A 19,621-nucleotide genomic window follows, 5' to 3' on the forward strand; every position below is an offset into this window, starting at 1 on the left:
TCAGTCATGGCTGGTCCCAGAAGCTAGCTTAACGCGGATCCATTTCCATCTCACGGGTTGCTTCTGGTTTGGCGTCCCGCCCCTCCGTCTGGCATTGCCCCCAGTGCCCTCTTGCCCCCCCCCCAGTCCTGCGAGATAAATCCGCTGCCGCGCGGGCCTTAGCCCCCGGCGTATTGCCTGCTTAGCTCAAGGCAACAGGTTCCCGATTCGATCGCACAAGCGACGACGGGATGGTTTTTTCCTGTCTTTTGAGATCTAAGCATGCCCAAACTCCAACGGTTGAGAACCGAGGCTTTCCTCGCCCAGAAGGGCCGGTGCTGCTATTGCAGCGTGCCGATGTGGAACGCCTCTCCCGATGAACTAAAGCCGTTCGGCCTGCGCGCCAAAACGACCACGCCGCTCCGTTGCACCGCTGAGCACCTGGTGGCCCAGCAAGAGGGCGGCAAGGACGTGTTAGGCAACATCGCTGCCGCCTGCTGGCTCTGCAACACACGTCGGCACAAACGCAAATCGCCGCCCTCCCCCGAGGCTTACCGCGCGTTCGTGCAGAAACGCTTGGCGAAGGGCAAGTGGCACCCGCCGAGCGTGGCCAAGTTGCGCCTCAGAACGCGTGGAACGCAACCACCCGACGGATGAGTTCCGCCACGCTCACGTGCTGCCGCTGCGCCTCGCGGCGGACGCGGTCGGCCAGGTCTCGGGAAGCCCGGATAGGCGGCAAGCGGTCGTCCCTGGGACCGGCAACGGAAAAGCGCAGCAGCTGGGGGCGCGCCAGGTAGGCGGTGAGCCATTGGCGCACGGCTTCGCTCTCGCTCACCCCGGCTGCTCTAGCGCGTGCGGCCAATGCCTGGCGCAAGGTTGAAGAAAGGGACACTTTCGGCAGCACGGCCGTCAAGGGAGGCTTGGACGTCAGCGTCACAGCCTCTGCCTCAGTCGGCCCACGGGGGCTGGGCGGAAGAAGCGCTCCAATCGTTTGGTCTCCAGCAACGCTTCCATGAAGGCACCCATGGCGTGGGTGTAAGCGTCCTCGCTGGCCGCCAACCACAAGCTCAGCGCAAGCCGTTCCCACTTTCCGTTCGGTGCGCATGCGATGGCGAACAACCAGTGGTGCGTCCAGTCATCCTCCAACCGATCGGATGCAACGAAGAGCACCCGGTGATCACGCTGGAACGGCAGGGACGACAGCGCATGGTCAACGGCGTGGCGGTGGGCAGCCTGTAGCCGTGCCCTCTCCTCGCCGTCGGTGTCCAGTAACGCCGCGAACCCTTTGGGCAGGCGCAACGAGACTCGGTAGCCCGCCGCACAGGTGTGGTGGTCTTCGCCTTCCCACAACCGCTGTTGCCCATCGAGCTCCTGGCCCATAGCAAAGCGCCGCATGGCGTCCTCGGTCACCGGCCCACCGGGCTTCAACTGGGTCAACCACGCACCACCCCAGCGCAACGCGGCCAAGGGCGCGTCCAGCAGTTCTGCGAAGGAAAACCCATCGGCGAACACGTCCTCCCGGCAGAGGCAGGTGAGTTGCAGGTTCATGGGATCACCCTCATAGCCGTGCCCTACTATTCGGAGCGGCTTTCGTTGCGCCAGAGAGAGTCGCATCCAAACGCAGGGCCTCTTGTTCCGTTTCCCATCTGCATAGGCGATCGCGTATTTCCGGACGTTGCTGTTCGAGCCACGCATCGGGACGTGGCTCTGCATTGACAAACTGCAACCAAGCCTTCGAACGCGGATTGGCCCCTGCCTGCAACAACAGGTCGAGCAGCTCCACGTTGCCCGCCAGATAGGCGAAATAGATAGGTGACCGCCTTATCTCGCCACAGTCGTAATCCGCGTCCGGATCTGCGCCAGCTTCGAGCAGCACGCGACAAACCTCGAGCCACCTTCGCCCATTTTCTTCCCATGGACTGTCCTGCATAACAGCAAAAATAAGTGGCGTTTTTCCATCTTTTCGCTCCCGAGCGTTCACATCAGCGCCATTTGCAATCAACTGCTCAAGCTCCCTCAGCTGGAACCCTCCTTCGCGGTCGAATAGCTGAAAGATGGGTGGCATCCGGCGATGCATCCTCCATTTACCCATGCGTTTCTCAATGACATAGCGGGGGATCAGGATTGGAGACAGCAGCGTCAATACAAGGAACTCCACGCGAACCTTCCAGATCGGCTCTTGAAATATATTTGGTGGGTCGCGCAAATCCTTTAACCATCCCCGCACACCCTTTTTGATACTTGCCACGAAACTCATGTCAGCCCCCATGGAATACATTTGTATCCCTTCAGATCCATGCAAGCAGAAAGGGACATCCTGTCCAGAGGGCTTTACTGACTAAAGCGAAAAAATGCTGGGGTTGCACGACAGTTTGCCAAACTGTCACCCTCCCCTTGCGCGTTTCCGCTACAGCGGAAAATCAGTGGGTCAGGAGGACGCATGGCCAACACCGACTTACTCGCTGCAATTCAACAGCGCAACCCCGCCCAGGTGGCCCTGGCGATCGGGCGCGGGACCCAACCCAACGCGCACGACGCCCGGGGCTACACGCCGTTCCACGTTGCGTTGCTCACGGCCGACGCTTCCACGGCTCAGGCCCTGCTGGACGGAGGCGCCGATCAGCGGGTGATCACGAAGCTGGCCCAGGGGAGGAGCATGGGCGCCAAGACCCTGGTGGCGTATCGCCACGGTCGGGCACACGCGCACTCACCGGGCAGCCGGGAGCGGGAGGCCGAGTTCGCCACGTGCGAAGCATTGAATCGCCTGCTGAATGAGCGGGGTGTAGAAGCCACCCTGGACGACACCCATTGGTGGATGAAAGGGGTGGAGGATGCCGCGGACTTGGCCGCACGGCAGGGGCGCCCGTGGAAGGCTGCGGGGTAACGGCAGTCGGACTAAGATGGGCCATGCCCGTCTCCGATCACCTCGCCGTTCCCCTCTTCCGCGCATTCGGCCTGCTCGAATACCAGCTCAAGCGCCGACCTGCCTTCTTGAAGGCGGATCGGTTCGGCAACGCGATGGTGGACTGGTCCGAAGTGAAGGCAGCGGTGGACGGTTTTCCAGCCGCTGACTTCGCCCTGCAGCTCGAAGCCTTCACCCGACAGAAGGTGCTCGACGGCGCACGTGAGCGACCGAAAGTTCAAGTGGTCATCGAGGTGGGTGGTCAGCGGCAGGCCACCTTTGCACCACGCCCGCTCCAGCCACCGAACGAAGTTCCGTCCGACGCCCGCGCCTTGGTGGAAGCGGCCAAGCGGGTGCGCAACAACCTGTTTCACGGCGGCAAGGAAGATGATGGCGAGCAGCCATTCGATGGTGACGACGACGAATGGGCGCGCGTCGCGCTCGACATAGCCCAGCGGTTGCTGACGTTGGTGGACCGGAACGCTTTCGGGCCGCCCGTGCCTTGAGATCGCATCTGCGCGTGGAACCGACTAGGCGCAACAACTGATCGGTTTCACGCCCGTATCCCCCTCGCTGGGACAAGGGGTTGGTCCCGTTCAGCGAAATACTAATTGGCGGCTTCCGCCGGACCGGTCTAGCCTGTCTCCCCGGTGCGTCTCACCGGGTGATTCTGACTTGTAGAGCCTTCCGCCATGCTCGACGCCACGCTCCCGCCCGGTTACCTGGGCGCCGCCCATCTCCATCCCCTGCCGCTGCACCTGCCCTTGCTGCCGGTGCGGGCCACCTGCGGCGTCCCCTCGCCCGCCGAGGACTTCTACGGCTCCCAGGACGTGCTGGACATCAACCAGCGGGTCGTTCGAAACCCCGTGGCCACGTTCTACGTCGAAGCCGACACGGGCACGTCGATGGTCGAGTTGGGGATCTTCCCCGGGGACACGTTGGTGGTCGATCGCTCGCTCACCGCCCGCCATGGGGACATCGTCATGGTGTGCTGGGAGGGTGGCTTCACCGTGAAGCAGCTGCGCCTGCGCGCGGGCCGATACGAGCTCCATTCGGGCAACCCCACCCATGCGCCGATTCTCGTCCCGGAGGACGTGGAGCTGGACGTGTGGGGCGTGGTGACCTGGTCCTTCCGCGAACAGTTGAGGCGCTGACATGGACGACGCAAGCCGCTGGAGCAAGCTCAAACCAATGGAAGGCCCGCGCTGGCCCATCCGATGCGGGCACGTGTTCACCGCCGAGGATCTGGTGCGCCTGCGCGAGGGCCTCTGGCCGCGCGACATGGACGACCGGTGGGCGGTCCATCTGGAGGGCAACACGCTGCGCTGCTGGCGCTCGTGGACCGGCACCTGCATCTACGAAAGCCTGGTGACCTTGTCCGACGACGGCACAGGGGTGGCCGTGGTGGTGGACGTGCTCGACGACGGGGAGACCTACCGGCGTGCGGCCACCGACGAAGGCGAACTCGAACGGTTCGAGGGCGTACTTTCCCAGGTGCGGCGGCGCGACAGCGAAGCTGACGTGCATAACCAGATGCTGCTCATGGGGACAGCAGTCAGATGATTGAGTCATCCTCGTCAGGAGCCTCAGCCAATCGCTCTGCTAAACCCTCTTCGAGACGTTTCTTGGAGCACGCCGATACCTCCTGCTCTTCAATCTGAGGCCAGCTCTTTCCAGGCACCCTGCCAGAGTAAATCTCAAAGTCCTCAGGTGTAGTGATCGGCTTCCTGGTAAGTCCCTCACATCGGTAGCACATACACACTCCATGTTCGGCCTCGTTGACGGAAACAATTTCTACGCCAGTTGCGAGCGGGTTTTCAATCCCTCGCTGCTCGGCCAGCCAGTGTGCATCTTGTCGAACAACGACGGCTGCGCGATCGCCCGCAGTCAGGAGTGCAAGGACCTCGGCGTGAAGATGGGCCAGCCCATCCACGAGGTGCCGCCCCACATCCGCCGGCAGCTGCGGATCTTCTCGGCCAATTTCGGGTTGTATGGCGACCTGTCCGGGCGCGTGGTGTCGGTGCTGCGGGAGTGGTTCCCGCGGGTGGAGGTTTACTCCATCGACGAATCGTTCGTGACGTTCGACGGTGTGCCGGCGGATCAACGCGAAGCCATGGCCCGCCAGGCGCGCGCGCAGATTCTGCAACGGGTCGGCATCCCGTGTTGCGTAGGCATCGGCCCCACGAAGACCCTGACCAAGCTCGCGAACAAGCTGGCGAAGAAGATCCCGCAAGGGGTGGTCACCGCCCTGTCTGGTTCGCCCGAACTGGAAACCTTTCCGGTGGAAGACGTGTGGGGCGTGGTGCGCAAGCTCACGGCCAAGCTGGGCGCCGAAGGCATCCTGACGGCGGCCGACTTGGCCCGCGCCGATCCCGACACACTGCGCGCCCGTTACGGGGTGACGCTGGCCCGCACCCAGCGGGAGCTCCAGGGCGTGGTGTGCAGCGACTTGGAGGAGGTGGAACCAGAGCGCCAGCAGATCGTGGTGAGCCGCTCGTTCGGCCAAGAGATCACTTCCCTGAACGATCTCCAGCAGGCGGTGTCCACGTTCGCCCAGCGGGCGTGCGAGAAGCTGCGATCACGCTCGCTGCAGGCCGGCGGGGTGTGGGTGTGGCTCAACACCAATCCGTTCAAACCCGGCGCGGCGCAGTATCACCCCAGCAAGGCGTTCAACTTCATCGGGCCGACGAGCGACACGCGCGAAGTGCTGCTGGTGGCGCAAGGCCTGGCCAAGGCCATGTGGAAAACCGGCTACCGCTACAAGAAAGCCGGGGTGGGCCTGCTGGGTCTGACGCACGGGGACGTCCAGCAAGGCGACCTCTTCGCCGGCATCGATCCACGATCGCAAGCGCTCATGAAGGTCATGGACCAGGCCAACGCGAAGTTCGGCCGAGGCACCATGGGTATGGCGTCTTCGGCCTGGCGGTCGAAAGGGCCGGCGCTCGCCAAGCCGGTGTGGGCCATGAACGAGAAAAACTTGTCGCCGGCCTACACGACCCGGTGGGACCAGCTGGTGCGGGTCAGATGACCTGTCGTCGCGCGGACTCGAAGCTAAGCCGCCACGGCGGGGAAGCGCTCTGCGTGGTCGGGATACAGATCTACCATGAAGAACTCTCGGCGAAATCCTTCAAAGATTCCGGGATCGCGGATCATTGCCTCAACCTGAGCTTGTGACCACATCGCGCCATGCGCGGCAGCGCGAGCTCGCAGACGTTCTGCGTCCTTCTGCACAGCATCTTCCGTAAGGCGGCGTTCTGCGTAGCCCTCAACTATCAATCGATAAATGGTTTGTGCGCTCAGCTGCCAGAATTCCTGCCCCGCATGGGTTGCGCGGAGGGCGTCCATCGCGCGCTCTGACGATCGTGTCATGAGCAGCGCCTGATAGAACGCAGACAGAGCCGCCTCCAGATCACCTGCAGATATCTGTCGCTTTGGAGCCAGGAAAGCCCAAAATGGCGCACGTTGCTCGGCACGAACAAAACCAGCGATCGCGCCGCCATGGCACGCGGCCACCACCACGATGAGGTTCAAGCGGGTGGCCACATTGAGGGCTACGAAAGCCGGCTTCATCTCGTCCCACGTCAATCCGGATCCATCTGCGAACTCCAGCCCTTCTTCCCGGCCGTGGCACTCGATGTGCAGCAACGGAACGTAGTTATCCCTAGCCGATTGATGAGCCAGCTGGGCCAACAGATCGAGAAAAGCCCCGCTGGAAGGAACACGAACGCTGGCGATGTGAGGAACGTCGCCGATCACCCGCGCCCAGTCTTGGGCATCCGCGAACAGGCGGGCTGCGGTGTTGAGTTGGCCTTCCGGGAGGGAATCCACGATCAGAATTTGGTTGAAATTGGCTGCCATCTTCATCTTTCAGATATGCATTGAGGCGGAAAAAAGCACCGCATCCCGATTCGCCCCATCCAGTCGCCACAGCCACAAAACGGCCGCATGAAGGGTCTACATTTTTCGACGAGGCTTCATTTTTGGATTCGCTTCGGCACCGCCGATCATGTCCGAGATGCGCCTGCGCTGTCGTTCGGCAATGATCGGGCGCAGGACCTTCAAAACGTGAGCCCACTCGGTCTCAGACATTTCCGGATCCCAAAGCTTGGCAATGGCCCACTCCCGCTCAGTAGGGCACTTGAGCCACGGACGTTCTCGCTTTTGCTTACCCATAAGGTCACGCAGTTCGCGCCTCACCCACTCGACGCTTTCGTATACGAGTTCCGCTTCACTCATCCAACATTCTCCAATGTGAGACAGCATTCCTTAGTCATGGGACATGCCTAGGGTCAGTCTGTTAAGCCTTCAAACATTCCTTCACGGCTTGATCGAGGTTAGACACATGGATCGGAGTGGGCGACCCGTTCTTCATCTTCCATACGGTGTAGCCATCATTTGTTGCCTTGCCACCGATCACGGTTTGCTTGCCCTCGGAAATGAAGCGGGTCCACAGTTTGGTCGCCCCCTCGTCTTGGATATCGAAAAGCTTGCGAGCCACGGCATCGGTGAGCAGGTGCGAGCCCTTGGTGTCCAGGCAGAACACATACTTGCCCTTCCAGACCAGGAAGTCCGGCGAGAAGGAGGCACTGTCCCCCTCCGACAACAGCGGAATACGGAAACCGCCATTGCTTGGGTTCCGGTGCCATGTGTGTCCGGCATTGTCCAAGGCGGCAGCGAACGGAGCTTCAAACTTGTTGAGGCCTGCGTATCGCGGATAGAGGCCGTTTTCGAAGGCCTGCGCCTTCTTCGGCACGCGCATGGTCGAGAACGTGAACTCCAACTCGGATTCATACACCAGCGAGGTCAGCTGGTAGTAGGTGGACACGATCTCCCTAGCCAGGGTGTCAGCTGCAGCTGCAGCGTTGCTACCGGCTTCCACCCTCACGTCAAACTTGGAAGCCTTTAGGTCTACCACGGCCAATGCGGCCCTAGAGCGCCCACGGATGGCGTTGCTCACCAGCCAACGCAGGCGCACCCGGTTCGCGTGCCCACTGGCCGTCCAGTCGTGGCCGATCTCCTTGGCCAAGTCAGAGATGTCCACCGTCTCGGTCTTGCTGTGCGCGTCCCCCTGAGTATCGATCTCTCCTTCCTTAAAGGTGGGGAACTGCGCTACCAACTGGGCAATGGCACCCACTGCGTCGTCGGCGTCCGCATGGACCTGGTGAAGGAGCACTGAAACCCCCTCTTTGGGGGCGATATCTTCTGAACCGCCATCCCCACCGCCATAGGTATGAACGATCTCAATGGCTGCTCCAGATTCTTGGAGCTTGGCCCGCACGGCCTCGATCGATTCGGTGAACACGTTCTTCTTGTCCACACGCAAGAAGAAATGGGCGCTGTTGAGCAACGGTGAATCGTAATGCTTGGCGTCGTATTGGCGCAGAACGCGGCCAATGATCTGCTCAACCTTGATCTGAGAACCCATCGACTTATCGATGTAGCCAAGGTAGCACGCGGGATCGTCCCAACCTTCCTGCAAGCCTTGGTTGAAAATGATGTGCTGAAAGTCGCCGGCCTGAAATTCGTCAAAATCGCTCTCGCCCTTCGAGAACAAATTCACTGCGTCGGGCTTGTTGCCATCGGCGAATTTCAGGTCAGCGTAAATGGCCACTTTGGCCGGGTCCACCTTCTTCTGCTCAACCAGATAGCGCCAGATGCGGATCGGCGGCGCATTGCGGTGTTCAAAGGGCTTGGTGTGATCGTCCTTATCACCGTCGTCTGTGATGTTGGTCTTGCACACATAGATGGCCTTCGGTGTGAACCCCAGCGCCCGACCCTGAATTTCGTGCTCAATCAGTTGGAGCCGATCATGGAGATCATCCAAGCAACGTTCCATCGGCGCGGTGGTGCCGTCGAACTGAATGGAAGTCTTGATCAGCTCAGCCTTGATGACCGCGTTGCTGTCCACCGCGGTGATGGCAAATGCAGTGGCGTCGGCAGCACCCTTCCCGTCGACCGCTGCCACCAGGGCAAAACGCTCAAGACTGGCCTCATCCTCGCCCGCCTCTTCAACCCAGCTTTCCTGGGGAGCCAGCACGGTTTTGGCAAAGTTCAAGGGCAGCTTGAGCGTCGCGCTGGCCAAGAGGTAGGCCTCCGGCTCCAACTCTGCCAAGATCTGGGTCTGCTGTTCGGACAGGTTGTGGCCTTCATCGTAGACGACGATCAACGGCCGCCGAACCCCACCGGCGTCACGGGCGATCAATCGCTCCCAGGGCGATTGGTCACCGAACAGGTCTTGATCCTTCTTGTAGATGTTCAGCGCGCCGTCGGCTTGCTCTTTGTTGTTAAATAGCCCGGTCGTGGCCATCACGATGAGGGGGGAGCTCCCATCCGAGATCAGGTTGGGTTCCAGTTGCGCCGCCCGGATGACACGGAAATCGTCAACGATCTCGGCATACTTTCCGCCACCGGAAAAATTTGTATACGTCTGCTGGACAACCGACTTGGCTTTGCTCATCCAAAACACGATGGGCTCAACGGCCATGTGCATGCGCATCAACGTGACGGCCTCGGCCAGCACCGGCGTTTTACCAGCGCCCGTGATGGCCGACAGCGCCTGATAGAACGGACGCGGGAGCTTGCCCTTGTAGGTCGGCCTGTAGGGGTGTCCAGCAAAAAAAGCGTATCGCCCAGCGATCTGCTGGGCTGCACGCACCTGGAAGGGTTTCAGCTCAATCTGCATCCATGCCACCATCGTTGTTGTAAGCGTCTGCACGGGCGTTGAAGCCAATGTGCTCCAACACCTTGTCCGGAATTTGATAGAACTCAATGTCGCTGCCGGTGTAAGGCGCCAGTGCAGCGTAGACGTGATAACGCCCCGCCAAGCCAGCTCCCTTTGCTTCCTGCGCGATTTCCTTGAATACGGCCCGCGTCAGCGCCGAAGGTTGGTCAGGAGCGCTCCACACCAAGAAGAAGCCCTCGTTGCGGCTGTTCACAGCAAACAGGTGCTTATGATCCCCGGCAGCCAATCTCCGAAGATAGGACTTGGCCTTGTCATTGCGATCCCAGTAGCTGACCAACAGCAGGTCCATCATCTCTTCGCGAGCGAGAGCATTCACTGCGTTGGCATCCACTTTCTCTCGTTTGAGAGAGAAGTATCGAAAGCCTCCGCCCAAGCCCTCCCGCTCACCTGACTTCCACTTCCCCGTGATGGCGCGCTTAATGCGGTCAGCCGTCAAGGTCTTGGCGTAGTGATCCCCTTTCTCGTCGTTCCCCTGCTCAATCATGATGAAGCGACGAGTGGCAGCCACCTCATTATTCAGCTCCAAAACCGCGTGCCCCGTTGTCCCGGACCCAGCGAACGGATCCAATACGATTCCATCCTTTCGACACCAGATTTGAATAATTTTTTTGAACAGTTTGAGCGGCTTTACGGTCGTGAATCCGTGATCTTTCCCAACGACAGCACCGAGCTCCTTCAGCCCGCTCTGGCTATGCCCGCTCTGCTCATGATCCCAAGACGTGCTACCCAGATCATCGATGGAGTCGAATGACTCATCTGCCCAGTAGGTCATTGGCACAACGCCCTTCTTGACCTCATTGAGGTAGACCTTCGCACGGAAATGGCCCTTTCCTTGGTCGCGCCAGTATCCGCGGGGCCAGTTCCCAGCCTTGAGCACTTTTTCAGCGGCTTTCTTTGCTGCGCTCAAAGACCCTTTGATGACCAGAGCTGGAGCTCGGCCATCGTGTTGGTCCTCGTTCCGGTATTCACAACCCCATTGCTCAAGCAGCGCCTTAAGCTTCGACCTTTCGAGCGCCCAGCACCGCCCCTCCGATGGAGACATCAATTCGCCTGTAAAAGGCGATTGAACTGCATACACCTGCCCCCAGTGAGTGTCCGCTCCACGCCCCGTCAGGTCACCAGGTGTCCACAACTCGGGGTCCCCGTCGGGGGAACCATAGCGCGAGTTCATTGATTCGCTGCGCTCCATCAAGGTGGTCTTAGCGCGATCAATATCCTTGGCATACACCAACACATACTCTGTGGAAGTGGACACATGGGACTTCTTGCCAACATTATTCTTTGGAGAGTAGCTCTTCTGCCAATTGATGATGCCAATGCGATTCTCCTCGTGGAAAATCTCATCCATCAGCATCCCCAGCCTGTAGAGTTCTCGATGATCGATACAGATGGCGATGACGCCACCAGGCTTGAGCATTTCTCGCATCATCCAAAGGCGAGGCGTCATGAATCGCAGCCACTTGCTGTGGCGCGAACCATCGTCTTTGGCCACCAAATCGCCCATATCCGGGTCGTTGGGATCTTTGTCCCACTTGTCGTTGTAACGGAAGTCCTCGCCGGTGTTGTATGGCGGGTCCGTCAGCACGAGATCCACTTGGCCACGATACTTGTAAAGCGTGACCATGGTGGCGAGATTCTCGCCATCCCAGAGTTCGTTAACGCACTCCTCGTCAGCGCTGCCCACGGAAGCGCGCTTGTTGAAGTCAAACATCCGAGGCTTGACCTGACGAACGATCTGCCAAGGAGCTGTGCGCCCACTGTAGTTCAAGACGATGCCATCTCTCCCTGCTTCAGCGCGTTCGGCATCGTGCTCTTGCAGCAGCTTGATGAGCGCTGCCCTGGACAGCTCTTCGTATTTCATCTGATTACCTTGTGTTCTTCGATCGCGGACCAGCCGCAAAAATGGCCCCTTAGGGCCATGGGAAGCCTGTGCGCTGAAAAAGCCCTAGGACGACGCTTCGGAACATACCCGAACTCCGTCTCATGGGCTGCGCCGCCGCACAGCCGTTGCGCCTCCGAATGGTCGCAACTCATCCCCTTCGCCATTTTCGCCTCGACCAATACAATCAGCAAGTTAGCCCCTCCGCGCATGGATGTAGGACCCGCAAACCGTTGAGCTGCAACGAAGGCGCTAGGGGACCATCTATGCCATCCAACTCGCACTGCGCAGACAGCGCTTTTCCCACTCACCGGCAAGCCACCTCGGCCACCGTTTGCGCAGCCCCAAGGTCCGCAGGCAGCTGGGCCTTGCAGACCCCTTCCACGTCCACCGTCTGGCCGGGGCGCGGCTGCTCCAGGTAGAGCACCCCGTCGTAGCCCACCTGGGCCACGCCCGTGAGGCGGAAGGTTCGCGCGGTCTCGGTCAGGACCGGGAACGTGAGGTGCATGCCGGCTTGGCGGCCAGCGGTGGCGGTTTGCTCGATCTCGGCCAGTTGAGTGCCCAGCGGCAAGGCCCGATCGTCCACTCGGACTTCGGTGGGCACCATCGGGGTCACCTCGCCCACCACCAGGCGGCCCTGGGCGTTGGTCTTCCCCACCAATCTGCCGCCCCGCCTCACCGGCACCCCGGCTTGGCGGGGCACGTCCACCACGGCGAAGGATTCGGCCGGCCCTAGGAACGTCACGCCCTGGCCGTCCAGGTGGACGGCACCGGCCATCGAACCGGAAGCCCACGTGCCGCTGGGCCCGTGCTCGGCGTTGATCTGCGCCCACCCTGCCCGGGTGGTCCGGTTGGCGTTGGCCCGGGCCGTCTGGCCGGCCGCTCCCTCGTCCACCGAAGCGGACAAGGCGACCGGGGTTCCCAACAGCGTGGGACGGACGCGTCCTTGAACAGCCGAGGCGGTGGCATCGGTGGCTTGCCGGGCCCTAACGCTCACGCCCTTGCCCCGGCCGAAATCGTAGCTGTAGCCCAGCTCCACCGAGGTTTCCTTGCGCTCCAGATGCCGCAAGGCGGAGACGGCCACGGTGTGCCCTTTGCCACGCCAGCTCAGCTCAGCGCGGCGTCGGCGTAAGCGGTGCGAAAGCGTGGCGTGCGCACGTCGGAGAACCCTGCTCGGAGGGGCCGCTGGGGCGTGGGCCGCCAGAACACCGAACCCCGGGTGCGCTGCTACAACTCCACCGCACCGGGGGCGCGCAGGCGCCAGTAGTCCTGTTGGCGCTCGTGCTCCAGGCGCACGCCAAACCTTCTGTCCCTGTCCTGGGGAAATGGAGTAAGTGGTTCCCTGGTTGCACACGATGCTCAACGCAGAGGTTCGGGTGGAGTTGTCAGAAGTGCCCGACCAATCCATGTCCGTGACCGGAGAAACGGACAAATTGCAGGTGTTGGTCAGGGTGCCCTGAATCGTCAGATCTGCGGTGGTGTCGGCGGCGAAGGCGGGCAGCGCCAGCGAAGCCGGGGCGATGGGCAGCAGGGCGCGAAGGAAGGTCTTGCATGTCATGGGTATCGTCTCCTTGGCGAGGAATTGAGTGGGGATGAGTAGCCCCCGAAAAGGCCATCCCTTTACCGATACCTCGAATCTGAAAGCTCGCAAGGGGGCCACCCAGCCAGCCGTTAGAGCCTAGGACGTTTGCCACCGGTGGCTGACTGTTCCCATACCCGATCCAGCTCACGCGCCCGGTGCTGAGCCATTGCCTCCTGAATCATGCGCTGAAGGACAAACGCAAAAGCGTCAGTCACAAAGACGCCCACGCCGATCCCATAGTTATCCGGCAGGCTGGAAATCTGCCTTATCGATGGCTGGTAAATGACCTCATCGAGCTCAGGAGGCAACGGATCAACGCGCGCGTCAATGAACGCGCCCACCTCGGTTTCGGCTGCTTTGCAGAGGTCGGCGTCAGCGAGCAGCGCCCGCAAGTCGACCAGCGTGGGAAGCCACACCGTATTGAACAGCGGGCCACCCACCGAGGGACTGATGAAATGGATGCCGTGAAGCACGGTTGCCCTCTCACTCTTTCCGAGCTCTCCCTCCCCCCAATGTCCGTTCATCCGGGGGATCGAGTCCCCCATCACAACCGGCGCATCTTTGGCCTGGGTGAGAAAAGGAGCCAAGGTCAGTGCCCTCCCCGCGCTTTCCAGTAAGCCAGTTCTGCGCGCCGACCCTGCTCCTCTCGCCAGCACCTGAGCAAATGCTTGTAGCCGGGCTTGGCTTGGGTGACGTGGAAGGATCGGCCGTTAACGTAGACCTTCCCGCCGTTGTGGAGCTCGACGGCATGAACCGCACTCCAAGTGGTCGCCCAGCCCAGGCGGTCCTCTTCTTCAAAGCTCACGGGCTCCAAGGAGACCGCTGCATAATCTTCAATCAAACCGGGGTTCAACCCCAACTCGGTCATCGCGGCTTCGTTGGTTGTGACGGCTGCGCTCATGTGACACCTCTTGGCTTGGTCGGCGGTATTGCCTACCTATAGATTCAAGGTAGATCGCCACGGCATTTTGTCCACACCACGAGTGGACAATAATTTGACTAGATACAAAAAGTGCGAAGCGAAGGCCGCAGTTTTCCACCTCATCGTTTTTCGCGCCGAAGGCGTTTGTGCTTTCCATCCATGCGGATGCTTCTTCAGATGCCGGCGCGCAGCGACCGGCGGCGGCTTCCGGCACTGGCCTTTGCTCCCAAGTGGGCCAGCCATCGGGAACTTGAGAGCTTCGGTCGGAACAGCGACGATGGGACGACCTGTCCTCTCACGAAGCCCCCATGTCCAACATGGCCGATCCCAATCAAGCCCTAATCTCTTTCCAAGAAGCCCTGGCTGCGGGCGGCCTTCGGCTGGAGCGGGGCCGCATCGATCCAACGGTCTACCTGCACGTGGATCACCTCCAAGGCAAACCGCGATTCACTTACGTTCAGATGGACGGGCAGACCGTAACGGCTTTTGCCAAATTCGTTCCCAATGGAACCTTTGAAGGCCATCCAAACCTAGCGGTTGGCTACGCGGTTCCCGAGCGTTATCGAAACCAGGGGCGCGCCAAAGCCATCCTTGCGGCCGGCATTGCAGAGCTCCAAAACGGCTTTCGCGGGCATCCGCCCTTCTACATCGAAGCGGTGGTGAGCGTGAACAACCCCGCTTCGCAGAACGTGGCCCAAGAGGTTCTGGGCGGCGAACCTGAGCCAATCGTGGACAACCATTCGGACGAGCCCGCCCTTCGATACGCAAAACTGTTCCCAACCGGCAAGTAGACGGCGACGGCCGCGCCTACTTTGGACCCTACATACAGCAAGGAAAGCACATGAGCACCTTCTCAGAGCGCCACAACTACAGCTCACCCGATGCAGACATCACCATTCGTGAAGATGCGCCCGAAGTTTTGCGCGGAGCCGTTGTTGCCATCGCTGGCAAAGCGGGGATTGGATACGACAACCTGCGCAAGGAAGTCTGCGGTGCGCTTGGCGTGGCACCAGACACCCGGGGCAACTGGAGCGAACCCAACGTGATTGCGGAGGTGCAGCATCACTTGGAAGAGTGCGAATGGTTTGAGGTGTATGACGTCATCGAAAGCATAGCCACGTCCCTTCAAGGTCGCCCACCTGCCTATGGGCAGCCCAAAGCACCTTCGGACGTCTTCTCGGACGGAATCAACAAGGTCTTTCGGAAGAACGGAATCGGTTGGCAGATGTTGGGAAACCGCATTGAGTTCCCGGTTCACAGGCGTTTGAAGTCGCCATCAGGAAGGGCACCAGCGAGTTGAGAAGCGCTGGGAAGAACACGACGGCAAACGAACTGCACGAGGCATTGCGCGACCTGTCTCGTCGCCCCAACCCCGAGCTCACCGGCGCCATTCAACACGGAATGGCTGCGTTGGAATGCTTGGCAAAGGATTTGACGGGTGGTGACAAGGAGACGCTGGGGGCGTTGGTGAAAAACAACCCCAGCCTGTTCCCCTCGCCTCTTGGAGAAGCAGTTTCCAAAGTCTATGGATTCGCGTCTAACAACGGGCGCCACCTTAAGGAGGGCGGTGACCCGTCGTTGGAAGAGGCCGAACTGATCGTGGGCTTGTCAGGGGTGCTTTGCCGCTACTTGGGACACAAAGTCCGCCGTCCTTAACTCAGCGCATCCGCTGCCGTGGGGCGTCTTAGGGCGCCTCCACGGGAACCTCGACAACGTCGTCTGCAGCACGCCATGCCTTCCCTTCGAGCACCATGGAGGGGCCTCTGGAACGTGCGATCGCGGCCTCTTTGGCGGTCGGAGGGTTCCACCCCCGATGCTCGTCCAGGTAGCGCTCCAGGGACGGTCTCAACGGCCGACCAATGTTGGGCAAGGGCAACACCCGATCATGGCGTTCGTCTTGCTGACGGGCATGGGCGACTTGCTCGGGCTCCCCAAACGCCTCCCGGTGAGCGTCAAGCAAGCGATCAACCGCGTCCACGTCCTCGCGGGCGTGGAGCGATTCGATGTAGAGCGCTTGAAGCAATGAGTCACGCTCTTGATGAGCTTCTTCGCCCGTGCCTTCGCCCTGGAACAGCCCATCGTGGCGAGGGCGGGCGTCGACGGGGTCTTGGCGAAACCGGCCGTGGCTGGTCCTCATGCTCGCCTCCGTGCCATCCCGCTGCCCTGAAGCAGCCCACACGCGATCGAATAGACCACAAGAGCCAGCGAGGATGACAGGTATAAGTTGGAAGGATTCAGCCAGACCCCGGTCACTAGGTGCTGAAGTTGGTAGGCCAGCAATGCCAGACACACGTAGAACACGGCCAAATGCCACACCAACGCAGCCACGGATGGGGCGTCTTCTCGGCCGGCTTGGAACGCCTCTCAGCCCCTGCGTGCGCTGCGGGCTTTGGAGGCGCACAGCCACGCAATTCCGAAGGTGACCGCAAACATTGCGAGCTCAAACAGCACGACCACCAGAAAAACGGTCATGGGGTCCTCCTCTGGGTTGGGAGCAGGCCATGGGCCTGCAGGTAAGCGTGAACCGCCTGTCGGGTCACGCCCAAGCGCTGGGCAATTGCAGGGCCGTTGTTCCCCTCCTCCAAGAGGCGCACCACGAAGCCGTGCTGGTCAGCCAGTGGGCGCCGGGGCATTTGACGCAAGCCCAGGTGGGCCAGGTCGGCGCTCACCACAGGCGATGGAACGGCCAAGGCTTGGGCGATGGCGGCCCGGCGGTGTCCCTCTCGAAACATCCGGGCGACCTCGGAGCGGCGGTGGGTAAGGTCTCGGCTCAACCCTGGCTTCTCAGTGCTGCCCGGCTCCACCCTTTTTGGAAGAGCAGAGCGTCCACGAGGACAACTGCGAGTAGAACAACCACTTTGGAAGCTGAGATTTCCGTTTGCGCCCCTGAGAACAAGACCAACCAGATTCCGAGCAGGAACAACACGCTGAGCAGCCCAGCCAAAGCATTGAGAACGACGACCGTGGAGATTCCCTTGCGTCGTCGGCGCAGTCCGTCCCACACCAGTCGGAAACGGTGCCCGGCCCAGATCGGCGCAAACGCGGTTACGTAGGCAAACGCGCCAAGGAACAGAACAGCAAGGATGGGGTTCGCGATGTCCATCAGCGCATGTCCCCTAAACTCACGCCACAAGCGCCCACCCCGCACGCACTTGCGTTCTCGGCACCACCCCACGCTGCGTTCTCGGCACCACCCCACACTTCAATCCGCGCCATCGGCACCACCCGGGTCTTCTTACCCTTCCCCACCAGGAACACCCGATCACCTTCGCGCACTTGCACGTCGGCGTCTTGGACTACCGCGAGGACGCGCTGGCGGCGATCGGACAAGTCCCGCACGTAGATCTCCACCGCGCGCCGGCCGCTCAGGCCCTTCTGGACGGCGGTTCCAGCAACCGCACCGATGATGCCACCGGCCACGCGGGCAGCATTGCGGTAATCCCGGTTCTTGACTTGGTTAGCAGCCCCATAACCAACGGCCGCCCCAATGGCAGAACCAGCGTTAAGCCGCTGGTCGGACTTCAGTTGAACCGTGCGGACCATCAGGACTTCGCCCAAGCGGGCGTCCTGGACGGACAGGGCTTCGGACGAGCCGTAACGGCGAGCGGAGGTGGAATCGGCGGCAAAGGCGGCCGGAGCAGACAACGCCAATGCAAGGGCCAGAACGATGGGTTTCAAGGTGCACCTCCATTTCGTGAGTAGGTTCACCTATGCATAGATCGATTCTGGAAATGCGCAAGGGGGTGCGGCTTGAGAACCAACGATCCAAGCCAGATAATCGATGCAACCACCACTAAGGAAGTCATCCGTGGCATTCGATCGTGAACGCTGGTCCGGGACCTACGACCGAGCCCATTTCCCCCACTTCCCTTGCCCGAAATGCGACAAGGGACGCGTCAGGCACGATGGGAAGACTGTCCAGATTTCCGAACCCACCTACTCAACCAAAGACCGCGACCACCCGGATTGGGAGCCGCGTTGGGATGTGGAGCGTTTCAGCCTCCAACTGATCTGCGACAACGGCAGCTGCGGTGAAGTGGTGGTTGTCTCCGGAGATACGTCACTGGTCGAGTATTACGACGATGAAGATGACCGCTGGGTGTATTCGTCTTATCTTCGCCCGCGCGCGATGTTTCCAGCCCCGCTCACCATTGAGGTTCCCTCTCAGGCTCCAAGGAACGTGAGGGACAACATCCGCCTTGCCTCCTCACACTACTGGTTTGATACGAGTGCAGCCGCCAATCGACTCCGGGCCAGCGTTGAGTTCCTGCTGGATTTCCTTGAGATCCCTCGCGAAACCGTCAATGCCAGCAGCGGAAAAACAAATCGTCTGGATCTGAACGCCCGGATTGCACACTACGAGCAATCAAACGCCGAGCACGCGCCTTCGCTGACGGCCCTGCGAATGATCGGCAACCTAGGCTCGCACGGAGAAGACGTCCAACAGGAAGCAATCCTGGACGCTTTCGAAGTCTACGAATACACCCTCGACGCGCTGTGTGGCCAACGGAAGGACCGCATCGAAGCGCTGAGGCAGAAGCTGATAGCAACGAATGGGAAATACAGCTAGGTCGTCACGCGACCATCGTGCGGCTTCGCTGCTTCGTCCGATTGCGCGGATTTGTGGAAGACTTGCCTGCAGGTTTTTCAAGCTCCTGCTGGTTGGCCGCCACCGGCTGCCGCTCCCAATCAACCTTCGGGAGCGGCTCGCGAACCAACTCGGGCACCTTCAAGAACTCCACCACCCGCTCGGCCGCCGCCGCGGCTCGGAAGAGCTCCCGGGGATCATCCCGGAGGATTTGGATCCAGGACTTCACGTAAGCCGCGTGCTGGGTAGGGTCGTGACCAATGCCCAGGCGTTCGCCCATCAGCATGGATGACACCTCCGCGACCAGTTCTTCCTTGGCGTAGTCGATGCTCCCAAAGGCCCCTTTCTGGTCGCGGTTGAGGCGGGTGGGAAAGCCGGTCCAGTGGCCCAGCTCGTGCAACGCGGTGGCGTAGTAGCCGCTGGCCGAGTGGAAGCTGTTGCGCCGGGGCAAATGGATGCTGTCCGTCATCGGACGGTAGAACGCTTGGTTGCCCCCGTCGTGGTGGATCTCAGCCCCGCTGCCCTTGAGCACCGCTTCGCAGGCCTGGTGGATGTCGGGCTCTGGGCGCGGGGGTGGCAGGACCAGTGCCGGCAACCCATCGATCTGCATTGCGTTGAACACCCGGGGGAAGAAGACCTTGGGGTGGGCCTTGGCGATGAGCTCTGGGTCCCCGCTCTTCTTTGCCTCTTCGACCGGGGACCAATCCCAGTATTCGATAACGCTGGCTTTCTCGCCCTTGCGAACCTGCGCGCCCACGGCCGCGGCTTGCTTGTAAGTCATCCACCGGTTGTCCTGGCTGTCCCAGGTGCTCTGCAGGGCCCACAGGTGGAGCAAGTTACCGCCCCGGTAGTTTTTGCCGGTGGTGGGGTTCATTGGCAATCCGAGGTCCACGCGGGCGTCCCAGGGTTTGAGGAAGGGACCGGTGCCCTCCTCCATTTGCCGAATCAGGCGTTCGACGACGTCGCGGGAGTGGCGCTGAAGGAAGCTTTCGTTGGGGGTGGCATCGGACACGGACAGGCTCTCCTG

The 19,621-nt window shown here is 61.0% G+C and carries 24 protein-coding genes; 10 read left to right on the top strand and 14 right to left on the bottom strand.

Features of this window, described 5'->3' with window-relative positions; genetic code table 11:
• Nucleotides 1–336 precede the first annotated feature (336 nt).
• On the top strand, nt 337–636 hold the full coding sequence (locus D7T59_RS17090) for an HNH endonuclease (protein WP_258013159.1): 300 nt from the start codon (nt 337–339) through the stop codon (nt 634–636).
• Here D7T59_RS17090 and D7T59_RS17095 read toward each other — a convergent pair.
• The 3 genes from D7T59_RS17095 to D7T59_RS17105 form a co-directional block, all read right to left on the bottom strand.
• The gene (locus D7T59_RS17095; RefSeq protein ID WP_180852971.1) at nt 602–814 is read right to left on the bottom strand and encodes a ribbon-helix-helix protein, CopG family; all 213 of its coding nucleotides are present in this window, start codon (nt 812–814) and stop codon (nt 602–604) included. The two genes, D7T59_RS17090 and D7T59_RS17095, sit on opposite strands and share 35 nt — an antisense overlap.
• Nucleotides 815–912: 98 nt before the next feature.
• A complete protein-coding gene (locus D7T59_RS17100) occupies nt 913–1,527 on the bottom strand; it encodes a relaxase domain-containing protein (RefSeq protein ID WP_180852972.1) in 615 nt (204 codons plus the stop codon).
• A gap of 10 nt (nt 1,528–1,537) precedes the next feature.
• Nucleotides 1,538–2,236 (bottom strand): ankyrin repeat domain-containing protein, encoded by a 699-nt coding sequence (locus D7T59_RS17105; RefSeq protein ID WP_180852973.1) that lies wholly within the window; start codon nt 2,234–2,236, stop codon nt 1,538–1,540.
• Between the two features lie 183 nt (nt 2,237–2,419).
• Between D7T59_RS17105 and D7T59_RS17110 the strand changes: the two genes are divergently transcribed.
• From D7T59_RS17110 to D7T59_RS17130, 5 genes are all read left to right on the top strand, one after another.
• A complete protein-coding gene (locus D7T59_RS17110) occupies nt 2,420–2,863 on the top strand; it encodes a hypothetical protein (protein ID WP_180852974.1) in 444 nt (147 codons plus the stop codon).
• A 23-nt stretch (nt 2,864–2,886) separates the two neighbouring features.
• The gene (locus tag D7T59_RS17115; protein ID WP_180852975.1) at nt 2,887–3,387 is read left to right on the top strand and encodes a hypothetical protein; all 501 of its coding nucleotides are present in this window, start codon (nt 2,887–2,889) and stop codon (nt 3,385–3,387) included.
• Nucleotides 3,388–3,573: 186 nt separating this feature from the next.
• A complete protein-coding gene (locus D7T59_RS17120) occupies nt 3,574–4,035 on the top strand; it encodes a LexA family protein (RefSeq protein ID WP_180852976.1) in 462 nt (153 codons plus the stop codon).
• 1 nt (nt 4,036) lies between these two features.
• On the top strand, nt 4,037–4,444 hold the full coding sequence (locus D7T59_RS17125; protein WP_180852977.1) for a hypothetical protein: 408 nt from the start codon (nt 4,037–4,039) through the stop codon (nt 4,442–4,444).
• Nucleotides 4,445–4,646: 202 nt separating this feature from the next.
• Nucleotides 4,647–5,909, top strand: coding sequence for a Y-family DNA polymerase (locus D7T59_RS17130; RefSeq protein ID WP_180852978.1), 1,263 nt, complete (start codon nt 4,647–4,649; stop codon nt 5,907–5,909).
• A 23-nt stretch (nt 5,910–5,932) separates the two neighbouring features.
• On the opposite strand, the gene D7T59_RS17135 is transcribed toward D7T59_RS17130, so the two are convergent.
• The 7 genes from D7T59_RS17135 to D7T59_RS17165 all read right to left on the bottom strand — a co-directional run bounded on the left by D7T59_RS17135 (nt 5,933) and on the right by D7T59_RS17165 (nt 13,985).
• On the bottom strand, nt 5,933–6,745 hold the full coding sequence (locus tag D7T59_RS17135; protein ID WP_180852979.1) for a hypothetical protein: 813 nt from the start codon (nt 6,743–6,745) through the stop codon (nt 5,933–5,935).
• A 90-nt stretch (nt 6,746–6,835) separates the two neighbouring features.
• Nucleotides 6,836–7,117 carry a hypothetical protein gene (locus D7T59_RS17140; protein WP_180852980.1) on the bottom strand — a complete coding sequence of 94 codons (282 nt, stop codon included), beginning with the start codon at nt 7,115–7,117 and terminating at the stop codon, nt 6,836–6,838.
• 61 nt (nt 7,118–7,178) lie between these two features.
• Entirely contained in the window at nt 7,179–9,563 is a 2,385-nt protein-coding gene (locus D7T59_RS17145) for a DEAD/DEAH box helicase family protein (RefSeq protein ID WP_180852981.1), read from the bottom strand.
• Nucleotides 9,553–11,484, bottom strand: coding sequence for a site-specific DNA-methyltransferase (locus D7T59_RS17150; protein ID WP_180852982.1), 1,932 nt, complete (start codon nt 11,482–11,484; stop codon nt 9,553–9,555). The genes D7T59_RS17145 and D7T59_RS17150 overlap by 11 nt, the downstream gene beginning before the upstream one ends.
• 325 nt (nt 11,485–11,809) lie before the next feature.
• Nucleotides 11,810–12,586: a fimbria/pilus outer membrane usher protein gene (locus tag D7T59_RS17155; protein ID WP_180852983.1), complete on the bottom strand. Its 777-nt coding sequence runs from the start codon at nt 12,584–12,586 to the stop codon at nt 11,810–11,812.
• 587 nt (nt 12,587–13,173) lie between these two features.
• A complete protein-coding gene (locus D7T59_RS17160) occupies nt 13,174–13,608 on the bottom strand; it encodes a hypothetical protein (protein ID WP_180852984.1) in 435 nt (144 codons plus the stop codon).
• A 65-nt stretch (nt 13,609–13,673) separates the two neighbouring features.
• Complete coding sequence (locus tag D7T59_RS17165; RefSeq protein ID WP_180852985.1) at nt 13,674–13,985, bottom strand: hypothetical protein; 312 nt, start codon at nt 13,983–13,985, stop codon at nt 13,674–13,676.
• Nucleotides 13,986–14,314: 329 nt separating this feature from the next.
• Here D7T59_RS17165 and D7T59_RS17170 point away from each other — a divergent pair, with 329 nt between their 5' ends.
• Genes D7T59_RS17170 through D7T59_RS17180 form a run of 3 tightly spaced genes read left to right on the top strand, consistent with a single transcriptional unit; the run spans nt 14,315 to nt 15,662 of the window.
• A complete protein-coding gene (locus D7T59_RS17170) occupies nt 14,315–14,797 on the top strand; it encodes a GNAT family N-acetyltransferase (RefSeq protein ID WP_180852986.1) in 483 nt (160 codons plus the stop codon).
• 50 nt (nt 14,798–14,847) lie between these two features.
• Complete coding sequence (locus D7T59_RS17175; RefSeq protein WP_180852987.1) at nt 14,848–15,306, top strand: AbiJ-NTD4 domain-containing protein; 459 nt, start codon at nt 14,848–14,850, stop codon at nt 15,304–15,306.
• Nucleotides 15,307–15,350: 44 nt separating this feature from the next.
• A complete protein-coding gene (locus D7T59_RS17180) occupies nt 15,351–15,662 on the top strand; it encodes a hypothetical protein (protein ID WP_180852988.1) in 312 nt (103 codons plus the stop codon).
• A gap of 28 nt (nt 15,663–15,690) precedes the next feature.
• Here D7T59_RS17180 and D7T59_RS17185 read toward each other — a convergent pair whose 3' ends face one another.
• From D7T59_RS17185 to D7T59_RS17195, 3 genes are all read right to left on the bottom strand, one after another.
• Entirely contained in the window at nt 15,691–16,143 is a 453-nt protein-coding gene (locus tag D7T59_RS17185) for a hypothetical protein (RefSeq protein WP_180852989.1), read from the bottom strand.
• A 633-nt stretch (nt 16,144–16,776) separates the two neighbouring features.
• Entirely contained in the window at nt 16,777–17,109 is a 333-nt protein-coding gene (locus D7T59_RS17190) for a hypothetical protein (protein ID WP_180852990.1), read from the bottom strand.
• A complete protein-coding gene (locus tag D7T59_RS17195; RefSeq protein ID WP_180852991.1) occupies nt 17,109–17,684 on the bottom strand; it encodes an outer membrane lipoprotein in 576 nt (191 codons plus the stop codon). The genes D7T59_RS17190 and D7T59_RS17195 overlap by 1 nt, the downstream gene beginning before the upstream one ends.
• A gap of 130 nt (nt 17,685–17,814) precedes the next feature.
• On the opposite strand from D7T59_RS17195, the gene D7T59_RS21440 reads away from it, so the two are divergent.
• On the top strand, nt 17,815–18,576 hold the full coding sequence (locus D7T59_RS21440) for a DUF4145 domain-containing protein (protein WP_180852992.1): 762 nt from the start codon (nt 17,815–17,817) through the stop codon (nt 18,574–18,576).
• A 4-nt stretch (nt 18,577–18,580) separates the two neighbouring features.
• Here D7T59_RS21440 and D7T59_RS17205 read toward each other — a convergent pair whose 3' ends face one another.
• Nucleotides 18,581–19,606, bottom strand: coding sequence for a zincin-like metallopeptidase domain-containing protein (locus tag D7T59_RS17205; protein ID WP_180852993.1), 1,026 nt, complete (start codon nt 19,604–19,606; stop codon nt 18,581–18,583).
• Nucleotides 19,607–19,621: the final 15 nt, after the last annotated feature.

This window comes from Stenotrophomonas maltophilia (genome assembly GCF_013464915.1).
Taxonomy (GTDB): Bacteria; Pseudomonadota; Gammaproteobacteria; order Xanthomonadales; family Xanthomonadaceae; genus Stenotrophomonas; species Stenotrophomonas maltophilia_AT.

What these genes read in the sequence shown, in the direction of transcription:
- D7T59_RS17185 (WP_180852989.1), bottom strand. Translation starts at nt 16,143, where the DNA reads ATGAGGACCAGCCACGGCCGGTTTCGCCAAGACCCCGTCGACGCCCGC.
- D7T59_RS17115 (WP_180852975.1), top strand. Translation starts at nt 2,887, where the DNA reads ATGCCCGTCTCCGATCACCTCGCCGTTCCCCTCTTCCGCGCATTCGGC.
- D7T59_RS17100 (WP_180852972.1), bottom strand. Translation starts at nt 1,527, where the DNA reads ATGAACCTGCAACTCACCTGCCTCTGCCGGGAGGACGTGTTCGCCGAT.
- D7T59_RS17135 (WP_180852979.1), bottom strand. Translation starts at nt 6,745, where the DNA reads ATGAAGATGGCAGCCAATTTCAACCAAATTCTGATCGTGGATTCCCTC.
- D7T59_RS17190 (WP_180852990.1), bottom strand. Translation starts at nt 17,109, where the DNA reads ATGGACATCGCGAACCCCATCCTTGCTGTTCTGTTCCTTGGCGCGTTT.
- D7T59_RS17130 (WP_180852978.1), top strand. Translation starts at nt 4,647, where the DNA reads ATGTTCGGCCTCGTTGACGGAAACAATTTCTACGCCAGTTGCGAGCGG.
- D7T59_RS17150 (WP_180852982.1), bottom strand. Translation starts at nt 11,484, where the DNA reads ATGAAATACGAAGAGCTGTCCAGGGCAGCGCTCATCAAGCTGCTGCAA.
- D7T59_RS17165 (WP_180852985.1), bottom strand. Translation starts at nt 13,985, where the DNA reads ATGAGCGCAGCCGTCACAACCAACGAAGCCGCGATGACCGAGTTGGGG.
- D7T59_RS17090 (WP_258013159.1), top strand. Translation starts at nt 337, where the DNA reads ATGTGGAACGCCTCTCCCGATGAACTAAAGCCGTTCGGCCTGCGCGCC.
- D7T59_RS17160 (WP_180852984.1), bottom strand. Translation starts at nt 13,608, where the DNA reads ATGAACGGACATTGGGGGGAGGGAGAGCTCGGAAAGAGTGAGAGGGCA.
- D7T59_RS17110 (WP_180852974.1), top strand. Translation starts at nt 2,420, where the DNA reads ATGGCCAACACCGACTTACTCGCTGCAATTCAACAGCGCAACCCCGCC.
- D7T59_RS17105 (WP_180852973.1), bottom strand. Translation starts at nt 2,236, where the DNA reads ATGAGTTTCGTGGCAAGTATCAAAAAGGGTGTGCGGGGATGGTTAAAG.
- D7T59_RS17170 (WP_180852986.1), top strand. Translation starts at nt 14,315, where the DNA reads ATGTCCAACATGGCCGATCCCAATCAAGCCCTAATCTCTTTCCAAGAA.
- D7T59_RS17145 (WP_180852981.1), bottom strand. Translation starts at nt 9,563, where the DNA reads ATGCAGATTGAGCTGAAACCCTTCCAGGTGCGTGCAGCCCAGCAGATC.
- D7T59_RS17175 (WP_180852987.1), top strand. Translation starts at nt 14,848, where the DNA reads ATGAGCACCTTCTCAGAGCGCCACAACTACAGCTCACCCGATGCAGAC.
- D7T59_RS17140 (WP_180852980.1), bottom strand. Translation starts at nt 7,117, where the DNA reads ATGAGTGAAGCGGAACTCGTATACGAAAGCGTCGAGTGGGTGAGGCGC.
- D7T59_RS17120 (WP_180852976.1), top strand. Translation starts at nt 3,574, where the DNA reads ATGCTCGACGCCACGCTCCCGCCCGGTTACCTGGGCGCCGCCCATCTC.
- D7T59_RS17125 (WP_180852977.1), top strand. Translation starts at nt 4,037, where the DNA reads ATGGACGACGCAAGCCGCTGGAGCAAGCTCAAACCAATGGAAGGCCCG.